The organism is Thioalkalivibrio sp. ALE23 (genome assembly GCF_000378545.1).
In the GTDB taxonomy this organism is placed as follows: Bacteria; Pseudomonadota; Gammaproteobacteria; order Ectothiorhodospirales; family Ectothiorhodospiraceae; genus Thioalkalivibrio.
In genome coordinates this window covers 32238-55383 of record NZ_KB900031.1, presented here as the reverse complement: position 1 = coordinate 55383, position 23146 = coordinate 32238, and the positions used below count along the sequence as shown (strand labels likewise).

Here is a 23146-nt window from a genome sequence, read left to right as displayed (position 1 = left end):
CCACGTCCGAGCAATGTCCTGCGCCCGATCGGCCAGAGGCTGGCCTCCCACGGCCCCCGGTCGTGTAGGAGGCCGGCCCTCCGGCCGATCCCACGTCCGGGCTGTCTCCTGCGCCCGATCGGCCAGAGGCTGGCCTCCCACGGCCCCCGGTCGTGTAGAAGGCCGGCCCCCCGGCCGATCCCACGTCCGGGCGACTTCCTCCGGCGTGGTTGACCCCGCCCCCCGTCCGCCCTAAAGTCCGATATAGTGCGACAAATTGTCGCAATCATCCACGCTTGTCATCGCGTCGAAGGGCGCAGGAGATGCCACCCATGGCCCGAAGCGTTCGTCTGGACGACACCCTGGTCCGTGATGCACAGGTCTATGCGGAGGCCAATCACCGCAGCCTGCCCAAGCAGATCGAGCACTGGGTGCAGATCGGCCGCACGGCCGAAGACAACCCGGATCTGCCCTATGAATTTATCAGGGACGCACTGACCGCAACCGCCGAGATCGACGCAGGACGGGTCGAGCCGTATGTCCGCCGAAAGAAGGATTGAGATACGGCAGACGCCGACCTTCCGCAAGGCGTTCAAGCGTTTGAGCGAAAAGCAGAAGGACCGGGTGGACGACGAGATCGACCGCCTTGTCGAGAATCCGGAACTGGGGACGCGGAAGCGGGGCGATCTCGCACATCTGTGGGTGCATAAATTTCGGCTGGAGGGGCAGGAGATCCTGCTGGGTTACGCATGGGACGAGGGACAGCTCGTCCTCACGCTGATGAATCTGGCCCCGCACGAGAATTTCTATCAGGCCGCCCGCAAACGCAGGGACGCGGACCTCAAGTTCCTGCACGAACCGGACCCGGGCACATGAACCTGGACTGTTTCAAGGCGTACGACATCCGCGGGCGGGTCCCGTACGAGCTCAACGAGCGGGTGGCGTACAGCATCGCGCGGGCGGTGGCCGAGGAACTGGGGCCGCAGATGGCCATCGTGGGGCGGGACGTGCGCCTCACCAGCCCGGCGCTGGCGGCGGCGGTTATCGACGGGCTCTCCGCCGGCGGCTGCAACGTGGCCGATATCGGCCTGTGCGGCACCGAGGAGGTGTACTTCGCCACCGCCTACTACCGCGCCGGGGCGGGGATCATGGTCACCGCCAGCCACAACCCCATGGACTACAACGGGCTCAAGATCGTGCGCGAGGGCGCGCGGCCGGTGAGCGCCGACAGTGGCCTGGAGGCCATACGCTGGCGGGCGGAGCAGGGCGGGTTTACCCCACGGGTGCGCGGGCGCGCCGGGCGGCTGTACCACCGCGAGGCGTACATCCGCCACCTGCTGAGCCTGGTCGACCCCGAGGTGATGCCGCCGCTCAACCTGCTGGTGAACCCCGGCAACGGCGGGGCCGGCCCGGTGCTGGACGAACTGGATGCCCACCTGCCGGTGGAGATGATCCGCGAGAACGCCGAACCCGACGGCAACTTTCCCAACGGCATCCCCAACCCCATGCTGGAGGAGAACCGCCGTTACACCAGCGACGCGGTGCTCTCCTTCGGCGGCGACCTCGGCCTGGCCTGGGACGGCGACTTCGACCGCTGCTTCTTCTTCGACTCGCACGGCGAGTTCGTCGAGGGGTACTACATGGTCGGCCTGCTGGCTGAGGCCAGCCTGCGCGCGCAGCCGGGGGGCGGGCAGGGGACTCGGGTGGTGCACGACCCGCGCCTGACCTGGAACACCATCGAAATGGTCGAGGCCGCCGGCGGCGTACCGGTGCAGAGCAAGGCCGGCCACGCCTTCATGAAGGAGACCATGCGCCGCGAGAACGCCGTGTACGGCGGCGAGATGAGTGCCCATCACTTCTTCCGCGATTTCTACTACTGCGACTCCGGCATGCTGCCCTGGCTGCGCGTAGTCGAGCTGATGGGGCGGCGCGAGCAGTCCCTGCGCGAGATGGTGCGCGAACGCATGGAGCGCTTCCCCTGCAGCGGCGAGATCAACTTCCGTGTGGACAACATGATGGACGTCATCCACCGCGTGATGGTCGCCACCGATGCCCGGTCCGGCCACATCGACCGCACCGACGGCATCAGCGTCGAATTCCCCGAATGGCGCTACAACCTGCGCGGCTCCAACACCGAACCCCTGCTGCGCCTCAACGTCGAGACCCGCGGCGACCGCCACCTCCTGCGCCGCCAGGTCGAACACATCTCTGCCATCATCGAAGCCGGGGAATAACCCCTGATGCCCGATCGGCCAGGGGGCTGGCCTCCCACGGGTGCCCCGACCGGGTCGGCGGGCCCCGGCGGATCGGCGGGCACGGCCCGTAGGAGGCCGGCCCTCCGGCCGATCTGCCCCTCCGGCCGATTTGCCCCGGTGGGTTGTCTGGCCCCGATCGGCCAGGGGGCTGGCCTCCTACGAGGCGGGGGAACGGTAGGAGGCCGGCCCTCCGGCCGATTTTGCGTTCGGGCAACCCCCGACGCCGGGTAGGTCAACGCCCGATCGGCATTCAATCAGGCCGCAGCCGAGTCCGCGCCATTTCGGGTGACCGACGGCAATCGAGCACGGCAAGAATCTGAACCCGCTCCGGCTCCGGCATTCGATAATACACGGCATACGGGAACCGACGAGCCAGCAGCCGGTAGAAGCCGAACCGGGTCTCATGGATGCCGGCGTAAAGGGCGAGGGAGTCGATTTCGCTGGCCAGGCTTTCGAGAAAATAGAAACCGACCCCGGGACAAAGCTTTTCGTAGAAATGAAAGCCGTCAGTCAGATCGCGTTCGGCTTCCGAGAGGAGCTCAATCTTCATTCAGGGCGATTGAGCAAGCGTTCCCGCGCACTGCTCCAGGGGGTGAATTGCGAGCGCCCCTGTTCTATCTGCGCTGCCCGGTCGTCCAGGACCTCACCGTGCCACTCCGGAGCAGGAACCTGCTCGGGAGTCCGGCTCAGGTCCTCCCACAGGGCTTCCATGGTTCGCAGTTTCTCGGCGACCGACATTTTTTCGATGGTTGGGTCCATAGCCTGGTACCAGAATGTCAAGGGATTATGGCCAGCATATCATCGAGCATGGGATCGGCCAGAGGGCTGGCCTCCTACGGGGCGGGGGAACGGCAGGAGGCCGGCCCTCCGGCCGATTTCGCGTTCGGACATCCCCCCTGCGCCGGATCGGTCAACGCCCCGAGCGGCCAGGGGGCTGGCCTCCCACGGGTGCCCCGGCCGGGTCGGCGGGCCCGGCGGATCGGCGGGCACGGCCCGTAGGAGGCCGGCCCTCCGGCCGATTTCGGGCTCGCCTCCTGCAGGGCGCGGTTACAGCCATATCGCGTCCCAGTGCGGATAATCGCCCAGATTGCGGACCAGCCCGGCACGCAGCGGATTGGCTGCGATATAACGGGCGATCGGCAACAGCTCCTCCTCCCGCCGCAATGCTCGGTCATGGAACCCCGGCTGCCATACCGCATGCCCCAGACGCCTGGACGTGACGGCCTTGATGGATCGAACCACCGTGGATAACGATTCCACCTCGCCCAGCGACATCAACCAGTGCAGATGGTCGGGCATCACCACGAAAGCGAGGGTCTCCGCGTGGTTCTCCCTGTCCGCGTAACGCAGCGTACCAATCAGGGCGCGGGCGGCCCACAGATCTCGAAAAACCGGCTTGCGGTCACGCGTGACCGTGGTCACCAGATAGATACGGCCGGGTTCGGAATACCGGCCCCGGCGAAGGGCCTCGGCATGAGGGCGGCCATCCATGGCGCGTTTCTCCAGCTTGTGTTCCCTGAGCCAGAAAGCCTATCGCGCTCCCGGATGCCCGCCAACCCCCGACCCGGCAGGAGCCCATCCCCCTGGCCGATCCGGCGTTCGGGCATCCAGCGCGGCCCCATCGGCCGGAGGGCCGGCCTCCTACAGGGCGGGATCAGGTCGTAGGAGGCCAGCCCCCTGGCCGATCTGCCCGGTGCGTCTTCTGGCCCCGATCGGCCAGAGGGCTGGCCTCCTACGGGTCCGGGGTGGGGTGGTGTTCCTTCAACCATTCCTTCAGGGCCGCGTCCATGCGCGTCTGCCAGCCCTTTCCGGTTGCGCGGAACGCGTCCACCACCTCCGGTGACAGGCGGATCGTGATTCGTTCCTTGGTCACTTCGGACCGTGGGCGACCGACCGGACGAAGTTTCGCGAACTCCTGTTCATCGGACTCATGGGTATCCGGATCCGCAGCGATGCCCTCGTTGACCCGGGTTTCCTCGTCGGCATCGTTCAGCGCGACCCGGCGGCCGTCACGTAGCGTTATAAATTTGGGCATAGCGAAGGATCTCCCGGTTGTTGGCCTTGCGCAGGCTGATAATGCGGCGAGCGGATCCCCGGTCCGTGAAGACGACGCAGTACAGCCGTTTTTCCCGGAGGGCGTACCCCGTGATCCGGCATTCGCCGTAATCGGCCCTGCGGTCCTCCATCGCCAGCAGCGTGTCGCAGTCGAGATGCGCGGCGTCGGCCAGGGAGACACCGTGTTTGGCCAGGTTCGCGGCGTCCTTGTCCGCATCAAATTCGATCTCCATTTGAATATTGTATGTACAAAAAACATGTGCCGCCAGCGCCACCCGGCGCCGGAGACAGCCCGGACGCACAATCGGCCGGAGGGCCGGCCTCCTACCGGTGGTAGGGTTCGGCCTGTGGGAGGCCAGCCCCCTGGCCGATCGGGCGCCGGAGACACCCCGGACGCCGAATCGGCCGGAGGGCCGGCCTCCTACCGGTGGCAGGGTTCGGCCTGTGGGAGGCCAGCCCCCTGGCCGATCGGGCGCGGGATGTCGGGGCCTGCGGTTGGCCGTGGTTCGTTGCGCCTTGCTGTGCCATATTGGAGCTGCATGTGGCAGAGGATGAGAGCTGTGGCACAAAACGAAAACGAGGTGCAGGTAGGCGCACAAGGCAGGGTGGTGATCCCGGCGGCACTGCGCAATACCCTGAAACTGCGCCCGGGCGACCGCCTGGTCGCGCGTCTGGTCGGGGAGAGCCTGGTGCTGGAACGGCGTGAGATCGTCGAGCAACGGCTCCGTGATCGATTCAGGCACATCCCGCGGGACGTCAGTCTTGCGGACGAACTCATTGACGATCGGCGGCGCGAAGCCGGGCATGAACATGGTGAACCATGACCACCGTGCTGGATGCTTCCGCCCTGCTGGCCTTTTTGCATGACGAGCCGGGCGGAGACAGCGTGGCGCGTGTCCTCGACGGCGGCTGCGTGTCCACCGTGAACTGGTCCGAGGTTCTCCAGAAAGCCCTGCAGCGCGGGGTCGACGTCCGGGGCATGCAGCAGGAGTTCATGGATGTCGGGCTGGTGTTCGAGCCATTCACGGCGCAACAGGCCGAGCTGGCCGCACAGCTGTGGGAATCCTCCCGCCGACATGGCCTGTCAATGGCCGACCGTGCCTGCCTCGCGCTGGCCAGAGACAAGGCCCTCCCGGTCCTGACCGCTGATCGGGCCTGGAACCAGCTCGACCTGGACATCGAGGTTTGCTCGTTGCGTTAACCCCGCCAGCCGCTCGTATCCGGGGCCTGGCCGACGGGGCAAGACTGGCACCGGGCAGATCGGCCGGAGGGCCGGCCTCCCACAGGGAAGGGAGGGGTAGGAGGCCAGCCCCCTGGCCGATTCGGCCCTGGAGACAGCCCGGACGCACAATCGGCCGGAGGGCCGGCCTCCCACAGGGAAGGGAGGGGTAGGAGGCCAGCCCCCTGGCCGATCCGGCGCCGATCCGGCCCCGATACGCCGGTCGGAGGCCCGCACTGGGGTATGATGCCGACATGGACGATACCGTGATCCAGCCCGTGATCCTCGCCGGCGGTTCCGGGACGCGCCTGTGGCCGCTCTCGCGCGAGGCGCATCCCAAGCAGTTCCTGGCCCTGCCGCATGCCGATGGCCCGACGCTCCTGCAACAGACACTCGCGCGGGTGGCCAGCGCTTACCCCGGTTCGACCACCCCCCGCGGGAGGCCGGCCCTCCGGCTGACCAGCTCCGGCGCCCGATCGGCCGGAGGGCCGGCCTCCTACCGGGCAGGGTTTGGTTGTAGGAGGCCAGCCCCCTGGCCGATGCCCCCGGAACCTGCTGCGGAGCCAGATCCGGGGCCAGCCCCACACCCCGCCCCACGCTTCGCCCCCGCCCGGATCATCGTCGGCGCCGAACACCGCTTCCTCGCCGCCGAACAGCTCCGCAGCGCCGGATACACCGACCTGCCGCCGCTGGTGCTGGAACCCGAGGGCCGCAACACCGCCCCCGCCATCGCCCTGGCCGCGGCCTGCGAAGAGGCCGCAGGCCGCGACCCGCTGCTGCTGATCCTGCCCGCCGATCACCACATCGCCCGCACCCGCGACTTCCACGCGGCCGTGGCCCGCGCCACCCCGCTGGCCGAAGAAGGCTACCTCGTCACTTTCGGCGTCACCCCCGAGCGCCCCGAGACCGGCTACGGCTACATCCGCCGCGGCGAGTCACTGGGTGATGCGGGCGCCCGCGTGGCCCGCTTTACCGAAAAGCCCGACGCCGCCACCGCCCGGCAATACCTGGAAGAGGGCGGCTACCTGTGGAACGCCGGCATCTTCCTGTTCCGCGCCTCGCGCGTACTGGCCGAACTGGAACGCCACGCCCCCGACATCCCGCGCGCCGCGCGCGCCGCCATCGCCGATGCCCGGCACGACCTCGACTTCCTCCGCCCCGACCCCGACGCCTTCCGCCAGGCCCCCGCGCGCTCCATCGACTACGCCGTGATGGAAGCCACCGAGGCCGCCGCCGTCACCCCGCTGGACGCCGGGTGGACCGACATCGGCTCCTGGGAGGTACTGGCCGCCCTGCAGGAACCGGACGCCCACGGCAACCACACCCGCGGCGACACCGTACTGGAAGACTGCACCCGCAGCCTGGTGGAAGGCCACGACACCCTGGTCGCCGCCCTCGGCCTGCAGGAGACCGCCGTGATCGCCACCCCGGACGCCGTATTCGCCGCACCCCGCGACAGGCTCCCCCAACTGCGCGCCCTGGTCGAACGCCTGCGCGAACAGTCCCGCCCCGAGGTGCACCAGTACCCCACCGTGCACCGCCCCTGGGGCCATTACCGCAGCATGGAGGCCGGCGAGCGCTACCAGGTCAAGCACCTGCACGTGCGCCCCGGCGCGCGGCTCTCCCTGCAGCGCCACCGCCACCGCGCCGAACACTGGATCGTGGTCGCCGGCACCGCCCGCGTCACGCGCGGAAAAACCGTTTATGATGTACGGGAAGACCAGTCGACCTACATCCCCCTGCACGAGATCCATTGCCTGGAGAACCCGGGCGAGGGACCGCTGGAGGTGATCGAGGTGCAGACCGGGGATTATCTTGGCGAGGACGACATCGAGCGAATGGATCGTTCGCACCGATAACGAGAAGCCACAAAACAACGTCTTTGAGACGTAGCTGTGCTTATCTCCGATCTGTTCGCATAGGAAATATTTTCCCTTCAGCGTCATCGCCTCGTCAACAGAGATTCGTCCGCTCCCAATTTATATGAAAAAATTATTCTCAACCCCAAACGGTTTCACCAAAGAAGCCCTCTTTCTGTCTATCAAGGCGGCGCGCCTCCTCTACCGGTCTTCTCCAAGAGGGCTCCGTTTGATTATTGACAAATGGCCGCTGGCTCAGCGTATAAGCAAGGTCGTTCCCGCTCGCAGAGGCTATCCAAGATACTACCTTCCAGAGGGCGCGTCAGAGACAAAATTCTTGTCTGAAATTTCCGATTATGGGGTTAGTTATGTGCTGATGCGATGGAGTGACCATCTAGAACATGGCCTCGGCGACTCAGAAGACCTGGATATCTTGGTGTCGGAGCGCGATTTCGACTTTGTGGCTTCTTATCTTCGGCGCAGGCCCGGGGGGCGCGCGGTAGATCTATATTCGGCGCGAGGGGAGAAATCAGATTATAATGGGCTGCCATATTATCCTGCCTTTCTAGCTGAGGAGGTCCTTGCTTCTAGTATCACTAACCCGCAGGGTATAAGAGTCCCCAATCAGTCGCATTCCCTTATATTGTTGATCTACCACTGCCTTTTTCATAAGGGTGCTCGATCCGGCATCCCGGGCTTTATGTTTCCGACGCCCAGTCCTGAGCACGCGTATTTTGAAGAGCTGGAAGACTTGGTTTCGCGGCAGCATCTGGAGATCCCCGTTGAGGCTGCTTATTTGAAAGAGTATCTCGAGTCTAGTCAAGCTCTTCCTCCCCCCGACCTGTTCCGTAAACTGTACTTATTAGAGCGTTCTGTCGCGGATTTTGATAATGAGGGAATTATTGCAAGAAAATTCGGGGAACCCGAGGAAATATTGGTTGTGGTGAGGGAGTTGGCGTATAGCTCCGGATTTTTATCAAAAATAAAGGATTCGTTCGACCGCGTGGGTTTGATTTTGGAAGGCGAGTGGGAGCTTTCCAGTGAAGAGGCAGCGTTCTTGTCTGATCATATGAGAGGCGGTAACTGGGGCCCCGGCCCTTTCCCTGTGTCGGGGGGGGCACCCTGTTTATGCGCTAGTTTATTACGATGAGTGTGCGAAACCGAGTCGTGTGGATCCTTTTATTAATGCCAAGCTAGGTGTAGCTAAAAAGAAGTGTCGGAGAGCTGTAAGGAAAGCAGTTCCTGCATCAGAGTCGTTTAACCCTATTCATTCTTGTGATGATGGTTTTGAGTCCAGATGGTTTTTGGATGTCTTGAAAGGAATGGGGTAATGGGTTTAAAAAAAATATGCCCTATTTTGTCCGTAAAAGTCGCGTTGGTGCGATTGGTCGGAATCTATCCGAGTCCGGCATCGTTAGGGCGTAGGCTGGAGGTTGGCTTGAAACAGCGCTCATTGTGTGCGGCACGTAGGGTTAGTATGCGTGAGATTGAGGCGGGGGTTCCGAACAATGGGCTTTATGAGCTTAATGTTACGGCTTCGAGTTTGCGAGTGGTTCCGCCTTTATGTGAGCCATTAATCCCTGGTGGCCGGCTTTATGAAGCTGTGAAGGAGATTGGTGGGTCGTTCGATAGGGGAAAGGCGGCGCTGGGGCGGTATTATGACGAAACGTCGCCAATCTCGTTGGTCGATGTTTTGCCAGAGCTGGAAGGTTTCGTAACGCCAGAGATAGCGAGGTTGGATCCGTTGTCGGCTTGTTTGCCGTGGGAAGGCGTGCCGGGAGGGTACGTGCGTTGGAGGCGGCAAGTATTTGAGCAAGATGACGCGCGAAAAATAATTGGCGGATGCGGGCTGGGGTCGGAGCATGGTAGCAAATATTTCGGCCCGGTATCGTCAGAAAAGCTCAACCTGGAGGCTAGTCGGTATGCGTTTCTGTATGAGAAGCTTAGTAAAACAAGGAAGGACTCGGTTGAGGTGTCGGGCTTTGTACTGGTGTCCTCGAATGAGGTAGTCGGTGTTGTTCACTCGGGACACCATCGAGCAGTGGTAGCGAGCGTTTTGGGGTTGCCTGTGAGATTTCGCTTTTGGGGTTGGAATATAGTCAGAAGCAGTGGTGTAGGTGAGTGGCCTCAAGTAAGGCGAGGGATGGTGGGCGGCGCTGCGGCGCTTAAGTTGTTCGGCCGGGTCTTAAACGGGTGAATGTGTTATGCGTTGGGCGAAGTCGATGAATGAAGCGGCGCGAGTGTACCATGTATCCCTTCCGGTTGAGCGGCTCCAATCAAGGTGAGTGGTGAGCGCGCGTTCGATCGCGTTGGCGACTTCGCCCGGGGAGTCGGGCGGGTATGTCGAGACGACGCCATGGGGAGTGGGTGTTGAAGCAAACGGCCCGGTACGGGCGGCGACGACAGGTAAGTGGCAAGCCAGCATCTCGTGAAGCTTTTGAGGGTAGCAATAGCTTCCGAATTGGCCGGGGATGTTGCAGATGACCCCGACGTCCAGAGCGTTCAGAACCAGTGGCACCTGTTCGAGGGGTATTTGCCCGAGGTCGTAAACCGGGAGATTGGTGGGTGGTTGCCAGGAAGCATCACGGGGGCCGGCGACCAGCAGGCCTGTGTTTCCGAGTCTGGAGCCAAGGATGGCGGCGGCACGACTCAGGATGTCGATTCCGCGGTCGGAGGTCAGTGATCCCGCCGTTCCGAACAGACGCAGGTCAGTCGGGAGGCCCAGTTGTGCCCGGACCTGGTTCCGGTCGAGGGGGCGGAATCGGTGGCCGTCCGCGGCATTGGGCAAATGCAGGGTTCGATGGGCACCGTGTTGCGATGCATATTGGGCGAGGTCCTGTGACGCGCACGTTACCGCGTGGGCGTTACGGATTGCCGAGTGGAGCATACGGCGGAGCCCGGGAAACCGGGTGAGACCGAAGGCTTCATAGTTATCTTTCAGGTCAATGATGGAAGGGATGCCGTGCCGGCGGGCCGCGCGTTCGCCGACGACCGTAATCAGCGCATCCGACCCGGTCCAGATGAGATCCGGTTCAAAGGTCCGGATCGTCCTGCGGATTGCTCGAAGATAGCGGTCGAAGCGCAGCAAGGGACCGGAGCGGATTGGCAGGACTTCCCAGCTAACTGCCGGGTCGGAGGGCGGGCCGTCGTTCCCCGGAGCGGGGCGGTAGTCTGCGACCAGGCCGCGGACGTCGTGGCCCAAGCATGCGAGCTCTTCGGGGATCGCAAAGCATCGGCCATGGAGATGGGTTAGCGCGTCCAGACCCATGTGATGGCGTTTGGTGAGGACGAGGATTTTCATACGAGGTTCGTGTAGAGGGCTGGAAGCGCCGGGCGGTCGAGTGCCGGTCGTAATTTTTCAGTGCGTGGCTCCTGCTCTGACTGGCCAGGTTCCGTGATCGCTCGGGAGTATTCCTTAGGGAGTGCAGAGACTATCTGCACGTCCGTCGTTCGGAGCAGATGGCGTATGACCGCAGAACCGATAAAGCCGGCGCCTCCCGTGACGAGGATGGTGCCGGGACGTTGGGTGTGGACCGGGTTCATGTCAGGCGCTCCCGGAGGTCATTCACGATAATGGCTGCGGGCTGGCTGGCGGGCAGTTCGCTTCGGGAGGTTTGCCCCTCCCCGTGAACAGCCCGCCGGATGGTCTCGGAGATGCGTTCAGGGTCGAAGCGGCTCAGTATGACGTTGCTCCCGAGGCCTTCCTGGCGTTCGGTGGCCATTCGCATCAGAAGTGTCGGGATACCAAGGTACGAAAGCTCCTCCTGATTGCTGCCTCCGTCGCTGACGACCAGTCGGGCCTGGCTGATGAGCTGCATGAAAGGGATGTAGGTCATCCGCGGACGCAGTTCGATCGCTGGGTTCTGTTCAAGCGCATCGAGTTCGCCGAGTTCAATCAGACGTTTGCGAGTGGTGGGATGGAGCACAAGTATGACTCGGACAAGCTCGGCCAACTGTCGGATCGCGCCAAGGATGATGTCCATCCGTACTCCTGAATACAGGTTCTCGAATCGGTGAACCGAGACTACCGCATAGGGCTGGTTCACTCTGGCTTCGGGGCTCGGTGGCGCGGCCGTGGCAGCGCGTAGCGCATCGAGGATGGTGTTGGCTCCGGTGTCCACCACTGCCTGGCGATTCGGGTTGAGATTTCCGCAGGCCCACTCGCCGGGACAGTAGGCGATGTGGGCGAAACGCGTGACGATCAGGCGGGTGAGTTCCTCCGGAAAGGGGTGCCGCCAGTCGTACGAGCGCAGGCCGGCCTCCACGTGGGCCACTCTGGCGCGGACGAGCCAGCCGACGCTGGCGGCCAGCAACGTGGTAAAGGTATCCCCATGGGCCAGGACGATGGTGTTCCGGCGGGGGCGTGGTGCCCAGTTGTTGCGCCGGCGCCAGAGGGTCCATGCCGTACGGATCATCCATTTGGCGGCCTGGGCCATGCCCTTGATCTCCGGCCCTTCATACAGCCGTTCACGCGAAGTGTGGATGCCGAATTCATCCAGCAGCTCGTCGATGGTCTCGCGGTGCTGACCGGTGAGCAGCAGGCGAAAGGGCAGGCCTTGACGCTCCAGCTCTGCGAGCAGGGGCGCCATTTTGATGGTCTGCGCACGGGTGCCGAGGATCGCCACCAGGCGCGGGCTTTCCGTGGGTTGCTCGGGCATGGGTTCCTTTCCCTGTGGGCCTTTCGGCCGGCCGGTTCCTGGCGGGTCAATCGTGTGATTAGCGTACCATGGCAAAGGGCATACAGGCGGATGATCAAGAGCCGGGAGGCAGCATCGCTTGAGCGGCGGGAGTGAACAGCAGCGGCAAGCATCGGATGGAGGCTGGCGAGGTCACGGCCTGGCGGGCCGGTTGCTGCGTGGCGGAGCCGGGAGTCTGGCGGCACAGATAGCCGAGGTCCTGCTGGGTCTGGTGCTGCTGGTGCTTCTTGCGCGCGGGCTTGGGGCCGAAGGGCTGGGTGTGTATGCCTTTGTTCTGGCCTTGATGACGCTGCTTTCCGTGCCCACTCGTATGGGGCTGCCGCCACTGATTATTCGCGAGACGGCAAGGGGCCAGGCGTCGGGTGAATGGGCGCCTGTCCGGGGAATGTGGCGTTGGGGTCACGCTGTCGCGCTGGTCCTCTCGTTGGTGGTGGCGCTTGCCGTGGGCGGGATGTTGCTGCTCTGCGAGGTCGAGGATGGGGCGTTACGTAACACGTTGCTTTGGGGCGTGTTGCTGGTACCACTTCTCGCTCTCCTGGAGATCCTTTCAGCGGCCCTGCGCGGGCTGCGGCATGTGCTGGCGGGGGTCCTGCCCGGGCAGGTGATTCGGCCGGGGCTGGCGGTGGTGTTCATCGGACTGTTGCTATGGGTGCCTGCCGTGTCGCTCACGGCGGATCTGGCGATGGCGATGATGGTCCTGGCCGCCGTCCTGGCCTTTGCGCTGGGGACGTTGTGGCTTTATCGCGTCCGGCCGTTAGAAATGACGCGGGCTGCGCCCGAGTATGATGCAAGGGCCTGGTTCGCGGCCGCCTGGCCCATGGCGCTCACCCAGGGGTTTCAACAGATCAATCGTTACGCGGACGTGATCCTGCTGGGGATCCTGGCGGCTTCGGTGGATGTGGGGGTGTATCGCACGGCGGCGCAGGGGGCCTTGATGGTGGCTCTTGGGCTTAAGGCCCTGAACATGGTGGTCGCCCCGTACATTACCCGGCTGTATAACCAGGGGGAGTTCGGCAAGCTGCAGAAGATGGCTCGGCGTACTGCACAGGCCGCGCTGGCTTTTGCGTTGCCGTCGGTGCTGGTGTTCGCGCTGATCGGCGAGTGGCTGCTGGTGACAATCTTCGGAGCGGAATTCGGGGCCGCCTGGTTGCCGTTACTGATTCTGGGGCTGGGGCAGGTAGTCAATGCCGGGTTTGGTTCCACCGGCTTGTTGCTGAACATGACGGGCCACGAACGCGACGTCACTCGAGTGGTGGCGGTGGCGGCGGGGTTGAACGTGGTGCTGAACCTGGCGCTGATCCCGCTATTCGGTGTGGCGGGTGCGGCGGCGGCCACCAGCGTGAGTCTGGTGGTGTGGAACGTGTGGCTGTGGTTCGTGGTTCGGCAGCGGCTTGGGATTCGCTGTTCGGCGTTTTAGTCGCCTTCCGAGTGCGCATCCTTGTACATCAGCTGGGTGATCTGCTCGGACACCAGGCCGATCAGGAAGATGGTGACGCCGGCGGTGAGCATGAAGATGGTGGCCAGCGACAGCCGCCCCTGGGTGAGAAAGGTGAACGCGTAGTACCCCACGCCCAGCAAGCCGTGCAGGAACGCCACGGGCACGAACAGCTTGAGTGGCGAATAGAGCGTGCCGATCTTGAAGATGATCAGCAGGAAGCGGATGCCGTCCTGAATGGGGCGGATATGGCTCTGGCCAATGCGTTTGGCGGCGTGGATGGGCACGTAGCACACCGGGTAGCCGGCGCGGAAGAACGCCATGGTGATGGTGGTCGGGTAGGAAAAGCCGTTGGGCAGCAGGTGCAGGAACTCGCGGAACAGCCGCGCGCGTACTGCCCGAAAGCCGGAGGTTAGATCCTCGATCCGCTGCCCGGTCATGAAGCTGGCCAGCCGGTTGTAGAAGCGGTTGGCCAGGCCGCGGCCCACGTTGGCCTGCGAACCGCGCTGGCGCGCGCCCACTGCCATGTCGTAGCCGTTGTCCAGGCGTTCCAGCAGGCGCGGGATATCCGCCGGGTCGTGCTGGCCGTCGGCGTCCATGAACACCAGGATCTCGCCATGCGCCGAACGCGCCCCGCGCTTGATCGCGGCGCCGTTGCCCATGCTGTAGGGCTGGGTGACCACCCGGGCGCCGGCCTCGCGGGCCACCTGTTCCGTCTCGTCGGAGGAGCCGTCGTTCACCACCAGGATCTCGGCCTCGGGGAACTGCCCGGCCAGCGCGGAGACGACGGGACCGATGGCGGCGTCCTCGTTTTTGGCGGGGAGGATGATGCTCAGCTGCGGATCCATGCGCTTCACTCCATGTTGGCCTGCCCGGTCCTCGGGGCCGGGATCGGGTAATCCGGTGCGAGCAGGTCCTCGAGGATGGCCCCTCGCAGGTGCTCGCGCTCGCGCTCATAATACCCGGTTCGTTCGGTGTAGCGGGCGCGGATGCCGTCGATGTGCGTGCCTCGGGCGCGGGTGTCCAGCGGCGTGGTCTCCAGGAACACCAGGGCGTCTTCCAGATGGCCGGCGCTGGCGATGCGCGCGGTCACGGCCAGGACCCGCCCGGGCCGGGGTTCTTCGCCCAGGGAGCGCCGGTAGGCGGCCACCGCGGGTTCGATCTCGCCCTGGTCCAGGTGCACATGGCCGCGCCACAGTTCCAGGGTGGAGCCCAGGCCGGGGCGGTTGCGGGCCCGGTCGTCGGCCTCCAGCCGGTCGATGATGGCGAGCACGTCTTCGGGCTGGTCCAGTCCCGGGCAGCCTCCGCCGTGCAGGTGTTCCAGCAGGGTGTTCACCTGCGAGCGCTGCACCGAGCGTACCGCGCTCATGGAGGCGAGGGCGTCCAGCGTGCCTTCCAGTGGCTCATGCGGGTCGCGGCCGCGTTCGCAGGCGATGCCCACGGCACGGATGCGCCAGGGAATGCCCTCGGGGTTCAGTTCGATGGCTCGACGGATCAGCCGTTCTTCTTCCTCATAGTGCCCGGTCTCGCGCCAGAATCCGGCCAGGTAGTGCTGGGCACGGGCCGAGTCCTCGCGGGCCTCGGCCCAGCCGCGGGCCTGCTGGAAGGGGCTGCCCCACAGGTCCGCACGCAGCGCGGTCACCAGGGCCAGTGCGGCGATGACCAGCAGGGGCACCAGCGTACGGGTGAGCGCATCCGGGCGTTTCCAGCGCAGCCAGGCCAGCGCCAGCGGCAGGCCGAGCAGGGCGGCGGCCAGGTGGTTGCGGTGCTCGAAGTACAGCTCCAGTTGGATGAAGCTCGACTCCAGCAGATGCGCGGCCAGAAAGAACAGGATGGCCGCCGCCAGCGCCGGGAAGCGCAGTCGCCACACGATGGCCAGCGCGGCCAGGGTTATCCAGGCCGCCCAGGCCAGTGCCGTGGTCCAGGGGCTGAACAGGCCGGTGGAGACCGTAATATGGTCCTGAAACACCCCGCCCGTGACCGGTCGGGGCAGGGCCAGGTGGCCCACGTAATCCCACAGGATGCGGCCCTGGGTGAGCAGGCGCTCCAGCGCGGTAAAGCCGCGCGTGCCCGGGTCGTCGCTCAGCAGGGCCCCGGCGCGGGTGGCCAGATAGGCCAGCAGCAGCGCGACGGGCACGCCCAGCACGATCCGCCGCCACCAGACAAACCCGCGGGTCGGCTGCAGGCCGTGCCGCCGCGCATGGGCGGCGAGGATGGTCCCTTCCAGCACCAGCGCCAGCAGCGGCAGCAGGGCCCCGTTTTCCTTGGAGAGCACGGCCAGCAGGCCGCACCCGCCGATGCCGCCGGCCATACCGAGTACCGTGGCCGGGCGGACCTCGGGCGGGTGCGCCAGCCGCGTGCGCACGTACAGCCACAGCCCGGCCAGCACGAACAGTGTGGCGAGCTGCGCCATGCGCTGCACCACGTACAGCGTGGTGGAGACCCACAGCGGGTGCAGCAGCCACAGCGCCGTGGCCAGCAGGGCCACCAGCGCGGCGGTGCGGGCGTCTGCCTCCAGTGCCCGTGCCAGCCGGTGCAGCAAGCCGAACAGCACCACGCCGATGGCCAGATGGATGAGCACGTTGGTGTGCTTGAACGGCTCGGGATCCGCCGGCCAGTTGCGCGCATCGATCAGGAACGAGGCCATGGCCACCGGCCGTCCGGTGGGGCCGGCAAAGCCCGAGAGCACGTACAGCCAGAATGCCTGCAGGTTGTCGATGGTGCCGTAGAAACCGAGCAGGGCCAGGTTGGTCAGATCATCGAAGATGAAATCGCCGGACAGGCCCGGGCGGTAGACCAGCCAGGCGAGGGCCAGCAGAAGGAGCAGGGCCAGCCTTGCGCGCCATGCCGTATGAGATCGAACGGAGTTCAGCCGCGTCATGGCATGACCTCCCCATGGGGCCGGAGCTCGCCCGGTTCGATCTCGCCCGGCTCGATCGGGTCCGGCTCCTGTCGGCGTTCATCGAGCTGGGCCTGCAGGGCGCGTCGGGTGCTGCCGTGCCGGTCGTGCCGGTCGGCCTCTGCCGCACGCATCAGGCTCTGTTCTGCCTGGTGCAGCATTCCACTGACGATCTGAAAACGCGCCAGCCGCAGCCAGGTCACCTCGTTGTCGGGGCGGTGGGCGGTTTCCTCTAGCAGGAGTTCGTACCCGCGCTCCCGCTCCCCCGCGACGTTGATCAGGAAGTCGGCCAGCGCAGGGCGCAGGCGGCTCCGGTCGGGATGGAGTTCATAGGCCGTTTCCAGCACCCGCTGCAGCCGCTGCGGGTCCAGATCGATGGTGCCGTCGGCCTGGGCGCGCGCCAGCGACATCAGCGCACCCACGTCCTGCGTGGTCAGCGGCCCGCGGCGGATGTATTCCTCCATGGCGGTCCACCATACAGGGTCCACGTTCAGTCCGGCGTGTCGCGCATGTTCGAAGATCAGCCCCTGATAGGGCGTAAGGGTGGCGCCGGGCAGGCGGGCGGCGCGCTGCATCTGTTCAATGGCCAGTCCGTATACCGGCTGGCCCGGTTCGGCGCCTGCCTGAATCAGGATGAGGCCCAGATGGTAGCTGGCCCGTGGGGAGTCTTCCTGCCGGGTTCCTTCGAAGTACGCGAGCTGAATCGGATCGCTCCATTCGCTGGCCCGCAGAAAGGTGAGAAACCCGTAGAGAAGGATCAGGCCGATCACGGCCGCCTTGCGCGCGAACGCAAGCGAGTCGCCCGGGCGGCCCGAGAGGAGCACCCCGAACACCGCCATGATCAGGCCGGCCGAGGCCATGTGATTGCGGTGCTCGTACACCAGCTCCAGGCCGATGATGGTGGACACCAGCAGGTGCGGGATGAAGAAGAACAGCACGCCGAAGGTGATGAGCGGGTGACGGCGCCACAGCGCGAAGGCCCCCGCGACCAGCCCGAGCAGGCCCAGCGCTGCCGGCAGGCTGGTCCAGGGATCGTTCCAGCCGCGCGCGAGCGGGAAGGCATCGTGGTACAGGGTGAGCGCACCGGGTGCGGGCGCGACGATGTTGCGCATGTAGAACCACATCGCGTGGGCCTGGGTCCACAGGCGTTCCCACAGGTCGAACGGGCGGTTGGGGAGCTCGGGGTTCACCGGCAGTACAGTGGCCAGGCCGGCCACGCCGGGCAGCACCAGCACCAGGCCGAACAGCCAGTAAATCCCGCGCCGGGTCGCCGTCCCGGCCGCGCCAAAGCCGAACAGCAGCCATTCGGCCAGCAGCGCGAACACCGGCAGCATGACCCCGCTTTCCTTGCTGAGCACGGCCAGGGCCGTGCCGAGGCCCAGCCCGCCCAGGACCAGCGCCCAGCCGCTGCGCAGACGCCCGCGTTCGATCCGCAGGCGCCCGAGGATGTAGGCAATGAGGCCGGCCAGCATGAACAGCGTGGCCAGCGCCTCCATGCGCTGGACCACGTACAGCACGCCGGTCAGGTTGATGGGGGCCAGCGCCCAGGCGGCGGCTACGGCCAGGGCGAACATCGGCAACGGGATGACCAGACTCAGGCCATGCCCGCGCCGTTCGGTCAGGCGGTGCTCGAGCCGGCGCGCGACCAGCAGCGCCAGGGCAAACACGAGCAGCGTGTTGATCAGGTGGATCACCACGTTGGTGATCTTCATCGGGAACGGGTCCAGCCCGAAAAAATAGCGTTCCAGGGCGAAGCTGCCCATGGCGATGGGCCGGTTCAGGCGGCCGGAATCCGCGGAAAACGCCGCGGCGCGCAGCTCGGACCACGACAGGTGATCCATCTCCAGTGCGGTGTTGTCGACGATATTGGGCATGTCGTCGAAGACATAACCCCCGGTACTGCCGGGCGCGTAGACCAGTGCAACAGCCGCCAGCAGGGCGACCAGAAGAATGGTGCTCAGCGTGGTTCCGGATAGGGTGCGGGAGGGTCCGTTCACCGTGGCCTCGTGGCGGATGTCTGGAACTGCGGGGAGGGGGTGGAAAAAGAACACCCCGCCGGAGCGGGGTGTTCGGTGCCGGTATCAGCCGATGATCGGCTGGTCGATCCTCGCAGGATCAGTTGCGGCAGTCGGCCGGCAGGTACTGGGTATCCGTGTCGAGGATGTTGCCACCCTGACAGCGCCAGTCCAAGCTGCCTGCCGCAGAAGTGACGGCCGAGAAAAGCAGCTCGGCATCCTCGATTGCAGCATTGGCTTGGTTGCCGAAAGTGACTGTAATGAGGCCATCTTCGCTGGACGCGTTTTCGGTATCGTCCGTGCCGGCGCTGACGCTCACTACGTACTGGCCGCGAATTTCGTTGGAAGCCGCGAGGCCGTAGGACGCGTTATTGTCGGCGAACCTGCCGCGCTGGTTGTAGAATTCAGCCACGGCAGTGCGGGCGCCGGAGGCCAGCGACATGCCTTCCGAGACCTGGGCCCGGACGGTGTAGTCCTGGTAGGCCGGCAGGGCGATGGCCGCCAGGATACCGATGATCGCGACCACGATCATGAGTTCGATGAGGGTGAAACCCTTCTGGACTTGCTTGCGCATGGTGTTGCTCCTTGCTTTTGGGAGTTGGTCAGGGTCCTGCTAAACCCTGCCTGAAAGTATGCAATCGTAATGCCAGGTATTGCAATACGCCGGGCAGGGAAATTTGGGCCCGCTTATTCGCCGCGGCATCCCGAGGGCAGCAGGCGGGTAGGGACGTCGCCCTGGCCCACGCACTGCCAGGTCAGCCCGGAGCTGGCGGTGGAAGCCGAGAACACCATGTAGCCGCCGGCCACGCGAGTATTGGCGTCGTTCCCGATCAGGGCCCGGATGGTGCCGTTATCATGCACCTCGATGGATTCGGTGTAACTCCCCGCATATCCTTGAGGGTCTTCCAGCCCGGCCGATTCGTTGGAGGCGGGGAAACGGCCCCGTTCGTTATAGAACTCTTCCACGGCATTCCGCGCCGGACCCACCAGCGAAACGCTTTCCGCGAGCTGTGCCCGCACCTGGTAATCCGCGTAGGCAAACAGCGCGAGGCTCGCGAGGATGCCGATGATCGCGACCACGATCATGAGTTCGATCAGGGTGAAGCCCTTCTGGATGAGTTGTCGCATGGTGCTGCTCCTTTGTTTTTTGTGCGGGCAATCACATTTCGTGCCAACCATAAATACCCGGAGGTGACGGCGGTTGTCAGTCTCGGGTGACGAAATTGGTCACCCTGAGTGACAACCTTGGTCAGTTTGCGGGTATTCCCGAGTGTGCCCATCGGGATTGTCGCCCCGGCTCGTAATCGCTCTTGTATGCCCCCGCTGCCCGGCCAATAATCCTTCCTCCCCCACGCAGGAGCGCATCCCCTGCGCGTGCTGGTGTCCCCGGCGCAATCCACCGTCGACACGAGCAGCGCAGTCCCCTGCGCGTGGGGGTGCTGGACATGCCCGATCGGCCAGAGGGCTGGCCTCCTACGGGCCCGGCACCCTGTGGGAGGCCAGCCCTCTGGCCGATCGGGGTCTGGATGCGCCCCATCGCGCAGGGGTCTGCTCGCAGGCGAACAGCCGGAGCCCGGGGCGCACGCACGTCCGGTTCGCGGCCGAGGCCGCTCCTACGCGGCCCCCGCCACACCGGTCTGTGGGAGCCTGCTCGCAGGCGAAACGCCAAGGTTGTATACAAAGAACAATGATTAAATTCCGGGAAACACGCTACGTCGCTCGCCTCGCCATGCTCGCCGCCCTCGCGCTCTCCGGCGTTTTCCCCGGCGCTGCGGCCGCCGACATCACCGTCCACGCGGTGTTCGACGGCCGGGCGGTCCTGTCGGTGGACGGCGAGCGGGCCGTGGTGGCCGAGGGCGAGAGCGGTCCCGGCGGGGTTCGGGTGCTGCAGGCGGGCGGCGGGCGTGTGCAGGTGGAGTTCGCGGGGGAGACCCGCTGGCTGGAGCGCGGGGCGGGGGAACCCGCTTCCACAGGGGCTGGCGATGCGGATTCGGCCGATGGTGAAGCCGCGGGCCGTGAGAGAGAGGCCGCCGGCCCCGGGATCACCGTGTACCCCGATTCTCGCGGGGTGCACAGCCTGACCGTGGGCGTGAACGGCCGGGCCATCACCATGGAGGTGGACCGCGAGGCCGAATCGGTGATGCTGCGCGAGCGCGACGCCGAACGCGCCGGGGTGGACGCCGACGCCGGCAATACCGTGCACCTGCGTACCGAGCGCGGCCGCGTGAACGCCCGCCGCGTCACGCTGGATGAAGTGCGGGTGGGCGGCATCCGCCGCAGTGGCGTGAGCGCGGTGATCGTGCCGGACGATCACATCCACCGGGCGCGCCTGGGGCGGACCTTTCTCGACCGGGTGGAGGTGGAGCCCAGCGGTGACGCGCTGATTCTGCGGTAGGGGGTGCCCCGGTTCGCCTGCGAGCAGGCTCCCACAGGCGGGTGGCGGGTGCGTAGGAGCGGCCTCGGCCGCGAACGGACGGGCGTTTGCCTCGGGCTCAACCTGTTCGCCTGCAAGCAGGCTCCCACAGGCGGGTGGCGGGTGCGTAGGAGCGGCCTCGGCCGCGAACCGGACGTGCGTGCGCCCCGGGCTCAACCTGTTCGCCTGCGAGCAGGCTCCTGCAGGCGGGTGGGGAGGCTGTTCGCGTGCGGGCACACTCCCACGATGGGCGATGTGTGCTTGCCGGTCCACGGGGGGTATGATCCAATACGCCCCGTTCGTTCAGGGGGTGAACGGCGCCGGCCGTGCGTCGCCGTGCGGATGCATCCGCGTGTTCGCGGGTCGCCCCTCCCGGTGCCGACGTGCCGAAAGCCCCTCGAAGGCGGTGAATTGCAGCGAGACGAGATCCAGTACCGCATTCTGAAGATCCTTCAGGACCATCCCGAGCTGAGCCAGCGCGAACTGGCGGAACGGCTGGGGGTGTCGGTGGGAAGTGCGCATTATTCCCTGAGGGCGCTCATCGACAAGGGCTGGGTCAAGGCGGGCAACTTTGCCCGCAGTGAGAACAAGACCCGCTATCTGTACAAGCTCACCCCTCATGGCGTGGCGGAAAAGGCCCGGCTGGCCCGTGCGTTCCTCAAGCGCAAGCGCGAGGAGCATGCCGCCATTCAGGCGGAGATCGCGGCGCTGGAGGAAGAGCTGAGGCAGAGCCGGGAGGAGGGGTGATCGGCCGGGGGCGGGGCGGGTAGCGCCGTAGGAGCGCAGCCCCCTGCGCGATTGGGGTGTGTCCCGGGCCCGATCGGCCGGAGGGCCGGCCTCCCACGGGGTGCCGGGTGGTTGTAGGAGCGCAGCCCTCTGCGCGATGGGGCGTGTCCCGGGCCCGATCGGCCAGGGGGGCTGGCCTCCTACGGGGGCGGGAAATCAAGAAGACCAGGAAGGATGACGGAATGAAGATTGCGGTGGCCGGAACCGGTTATGTGGGGCTGTCGAATGCCGTGCTGCTGGCGCAGCACCACGAGGTGGTGGCGCTGGACGTGGTGCCGGAGAAGGTCGAGAAGATCAACCGGGGCGAATCGCCGATCATCGATGCCGAGATCGAGGAGTTCCTGGGCAACGGCTCCCTGAACCTGACCGCGACCCTGGATCCGCAGCAGGCGTACCAGGGCGCGGAGTTCATCATCATCGCCACGCCCACCGACTACGACCCGCAGACCAACTACTTCAACACCCGCTCGGTCGAATCCGTCATCCGCGACGTGCTGGCCATCAACCCGCATGCCACGATGGTCATCAAGTCCACCGTGCCCGTGGGCTACACGCGCGAGATCAAGGCGCAGATGGAGACCGACAACGTCGTGTTCTCGCCCGAGTTTCTGCGCGAGGGCCGGGCGCTGTACGACAACCTGCACCCGTCGCGGATCATCGTCGGTGAACAGTCCGATCGCGCCGAAACCTTTGCCAATCTGCTGGCCGAAGGCGCCGTGGACGACGACATCCCCATGCTGTTCACCAACTCCACCGAGGCCGAGGCGATCAAGCTGTTCGCCAACACCTACCTGGCCATGCGCGTCGCCTATTTCAACGAGCTGGACACCTACGCCGAGACCCACGGCCTGGATACCCGGCAGATCATCGACGGCGTGTGCCTGGACCCGCGCATTGGCAGCCACTACAACAACCCGTCGTTCGGCTACGGCGGCTACTGCCTGCCGAAGGACACCAAGCAGCTGCTGGCCAACTACGACGAGGTGCCCAACAACATCGTCAAGGCGATCGTCGACGCCAACCGCACGCGCAAGGACTTCGTGGCCGATGCCGTGATCGCCCGCAACCCGAAGGTGGTCGGCATCTACCGCCTGGTGATGAAGAGCGGGTCCGACAACTTCCGCGCCTCCGCCATCCAGGGCGTGATGAAGCGCATCAAGGCCAAGGGCATCGAGGTGATCGTCTACGAGCCGGAGCTCCCGGATGACGAGTTTTACCGCTCCCGCGTCATCCGCGACCTCGAACAGTTCAAGCGCGAGGCCGACGTGATCGTCGCCAACCGCATCACCGACGACATCCGCGACCAGACCCACAAGATCTACACCCGCGACCTCTTCAACAGCGACTGACCGAGCCGGCCCCGTAGGAGGCCAGCCCCCTGGCCGATCGGGCCCGTTCGGAACCCCAATCGGCCGGAGGGCCGGCCTCCTACGGGGTGTCGGGTTGCCGTAGGAGCGCAGCCTCTGCGCGATGCGGCATAACCAGGCGCTGATTGGCAGCGTGCCGCTGCTTGCGGGCGCGGTGTGGTTCCGCG

The 23146-nt window shown here is 65.5% G+C and carries 24 protein-coding genes; 11 read left to right on the top strand and 13 right to left on the bottom strand.

The window, feature by feature from the left end:
• Positions 1-311 precede the first annotated feature (311 nt).
• The 3 genes from F573_RS0100290 to F573_RS0100280 are packed head-to-tail and all read left to right on the top strand — an operon-like array spanning position 312 to position 2213.
• A complete protein-coding gene (locus F573_RS0100290; protein ID WP_018946147.1) occupies positions 312-539 on the top strand; it encodes a hypothetical protein in 228 nt (75 codons plus the stop codon).
• Positions 517-855, top strand: a complete 339-nt coding sequence (locus tag F573_RS0100285) for a type II toxin-antitoxin system RelE/ParE family toxin (RefSeq protein ID WP_231384373.1) — start codon at positions 517-519, stop codon at positions 853-855. The genes F573_RS0100290 and F573_RS0100285 overlap by 23 nt, the downstream gene beginning before the upstream one ends.
• Positions 852-2213: a phosphomannomutase/phosphoglucomutase gene (locus F573_RS0100280; RefSeq protein ID WP_019021010.1), complete on the top strand. Its 1362-nt coding sequence runs from the start codon at positions 852-854 to the stop codon at positions 2211-2213. Before F573_RS0100285 ends, F573_RS0100280 begins: the two co-directional genes overlap by 4 nt.
• Before the next feature lie 271 nt (positions 2214-2484).
• Here F573_RS0100280 and F573_RS0100275 read toward each other — a convergent pair whose 3' ends face one another.
• The 5 genes from F573_RS0100275 to F573_RS0100255 form a co-directional block, all read right to left on the bottom strand.
• Positions 2485-2784, bottom strand: coding sequence for a type II toxin-antitoxin system RelE/ParE family toxin (locus F573_RS0100275; protein ID WP_019021009.1), 300 nt, complete (start codon positions 2782-2784; stop codon positions 2485-2487).
• Positions 2781-2993 carry an addiction module protein gene (locus F573_RS0100270; RefSeq protein WP_019021008.1) on the bottom strand — a complete coding sequence of 71 codons (213 nt, stop codon included), beginning with the start codon at positions 2991-2993 and terminating at the stop codon, positions 2781-2783. The genes F573_RS0100275 and F573_RS0100270 overlap by 4 nt, the downstream gene beginning before the upstream one ends.
• Before the next feature lie 288 nt (positions 2994-3281).
• The gene (locus F573_RS0100265; RefSeq protein ID WP_019021007.1) at positions 3282-3725 is read right to left on the bottom strand and encodes a transposase; all 444 of its coding nucleotides are present in this window, start codon (positions 3723-3725) and stop codon (positions 3282-3284) included.
• Between the two features lie 241 nt (positions 3726-3966).
• A complete protein-coding gene (locus tag F573_RS0100260) occupies positions 3967-4269 on the bottom strand; it encodes a BrnA antitoxin family protein (protein ID WP_038033097.1) in 303 nt (100 codons plus the stop codon).
• Complete coding sequence (locus tag F573_RS0100255; RefSeq protein ID WP_019021005.1) at positions 4244-4522, bottom strand: BrnT family toxin; 279 nt, start codon at positions 4520-4522, stop codon at positions 4244-4246. Before F573_RS0100255 ends, F573_RS0100260 begins: the two co-directional genes overlap by 26 nt.
• A 327-nt stretch (positions 4523-4849) precedes the next feature.
• Here F573_RS0100255 and F573_RS0100250 point away from each other — a divergent pair, with 327 nt between their 5' ends.
• From F573_RS0100250 to F573_RS15005, 4 genes are all read left to right on the top strand, one after another.
• The gene (locus F573_RS0100250) at positions 4850-5113 is read left to right on the top strand and encodes an AbrB/MazE/SpoVT family DNA-binding domain-containing protein (protein WP_026279611.1); all 264 of its coding nucleotides are present in this window, start codon (positions 4850-4852) and stop codon (positions 5111-5113) included.
• The gene (locus F573_RS0100245) at positions 5110-5490 is read left to right on the top strand and encodes a type II toxin-antitoxin system VapC family toxin (protein WP_019021004.1); all 381 of its coding nucleotides are present in this window, start codon (positions 5110-5112) and stop codon (positions 5488-5490) included. The genes F573_RS0100250 and F573_RS0100245 overlap by 4 nt, the downstream gene beginning before the upstream one ends.
• Positions 5491-5762: 272 nt before the next feature.
• Complete coding sequence (locus F573_RS0100240) at positions 5763-7367, top strand: mannose-1-phosphate guanylyltransferase/mannose-6-phosphate isomerase (RefSeq protein WP_026300736.1); 1605 nt, start codon at positions 5763-5765, stop codon at positions 7365-7367.
• Positions 7368-7491: 124 nt separating this feature from the next.
• Positions 7492-8517, top strand: coding sequence for a hypothetical protein (locus F573_RS15005; protein WP_155986638.1), 1026 nt, complete (start codon positions 7492-7494; stop codon positions 8515-8517).
• A gap of 1035 nt (positions 8518-9552) precedes the next feature.
• On the opposite strand, the gene F573_RS0100235 is transcribed toward F573_RS15005, so the two are convergent.
• Genes F573_RS0100235 through F573_RS0100230 form a run of 3 tightly spaced genes read right to left on the bottom strand, consistent with a single transcriptional unit; the run spans position 9553 to position 12025 of the window.
• On the bottom strand, positions 9553-10668 hold the full coding sequence (locus F573_RS0100235) for a glycosyltransferase (protein ID WP_019021002.1): 1116 nt from the start codon (positions 10666-10668) through the stop codon (positions 9553-9555).
• A complete protein-coding gene (locus F573_RS15000) occupies positions 10665-10910 on the bottom strand; it encodes an NAD-dependent epimerase/dehydratase family protein (protein WP_155986637.1) in 246 nt (81 codons plus the stop codon). The genes F573_RS0100235 and F573_RS15000 overlap by 4 nt, the downstream gene beginning before the upstream one ends.
• A complete protein-coding gene (locus tag F573_RS0100230; RefSeq protein WP_019021001.1) occupies positions 10907-12025 on the bottom strand; it encodes a UDP-N-acetylglucosamine 2-epimerase in 1119 nt (372 codons plus the stop codon). The genes F573_RS15000 and F573_RS0100230 overlap by 4 nt, the downstream gene beginning before the upstream one ends.
• Before the next feature lie 118 nt (positions 12026-12143).
• Here F573_RS0100230 and F573_RS0100225 point away from each other — a divergent pair, with 118 nt between their 5' ends.
• Positions 12144-13481 carry a flippase gene (locus F573_RS0100225; RefSeq protein ID WP_231384372.1) on the top strand — a complete coding sequence of 446 codons (1338 nt, stop codon included), beginning with the start codon at positions 12144-12146 and terminating at the stop codon, positions 13479-13481.
• Here the strand turns inward: F573_RS0100225 and F573_RS0100220 are convergent.
• From F573_RS0100220 to F573_RS0100200, 5 genes are all read right to left on the bottom strand, one after another.
• Positions 13478-14347, bottom strand: a complete 870-nt coding sequence (locus F573_RS0100220) for a glycosyltransferase family 2 protein (protein WP_019020999.1) — start codon at positions 14345-14347, stop codon at positions 13478-13480. The genes F573_RS0100225 and F573_RS0100220 overlap by 4 nt on opposite strands.
• Positions 14348-14352: 5 nt before the next feature.
• Positions 14353-16380 (bottom strand): hypothetical protein, encoded by a 2028-nt coding sequence (locus F573_RS0100215; RefSeq protein ID WP_019020998.1) that lies wholly within the window; start codon positions 16378-16380, stop codon positions 14353-14355.
• Positions 16377-18395: a lipopolysaccharide assembly protein LapB gene (locus F573_RS0100210; RefSeq protein ID WP_019020997.1), complete on the bottom strand. Its 2019-nt coding sequence runs from the start codon at positions 18393-18395 to the stop codon at positions 16377-16379. The genes F573_RS0100215 and F573_RS0100210 overlap by 4 nt, the downstream gene beginning before the upstream one ends.
• 118 nt (positions 18396-18513) lie before the next feature.
• The gene (locus F573_RS0100205; RefSeq protein ID WP_019020996.1) at positions 18514-18987 is read right to left on the bottom strand and encodes a pilin; all 474 of its coding nucleotides are present in this window, start codon (positions 18985-18987) and stop codon (positions 18514-18516) included.
• A 113-nt stretch (positions 18988-19100) separates the two neighbouring features.
• Complete coding sequence (locus F573_RS0100200; protein ID WP_019020995.1) at positions 19101-19541, bottom strand: pilin; 441 nt, start codon at positions 19539-19541, stop codon at positions 19101-19103.
• A gap of 601 nt (positions 19542-20142) precedes the next feature.
• On the opposite strand from F573_RS0100200, the gene F573_RS0100195 reads away from it, so the two are divergent.
• The 3 genes from F573_RS0100195 (at position 20143) to F573_RS0100185 (ending at position 22961) form a co-directional block, all read left to right on the top strand.
• A complete protein-coding gene (locus F573_RS0100195; RefSeq protein WP_019020994.1) occupies positions 20143-20808 on the top strand; it encodes a TIGR02281 family clan AA aspartic protease in 666 nt (221 codons plus the stop codon).
• A 429-nt stretch (positions 20809-21237) separates the two neighbouring features.
• Positions 21238-21573 (top strand): MarR family EPS-associated transcriptional regulator, encoded by a 336-nt coding sequence (locus tag F573_RS0100190; protein ID WP_018871111.1) that lies wholly within the window; start codon positions 21238-21240, stop codon positions 21571-21573.
• A 221-nt stretch (positions 21574-21794) separates the two neighbouring features.
• Positions 21795-22961 (top strand): nucleotide sugar dehydrogenase, encoded by a 1167-nt coding sequence (locus tag F573_RS0100185; RefSeq protein ID WP_019020993.1) that lies wholly within the window; start codon positions 21795-21797, stop codon positions 22959-22961.
• The last annotated feature ends 185 nt before the right edge of the window (positions 22962-23146 follow it).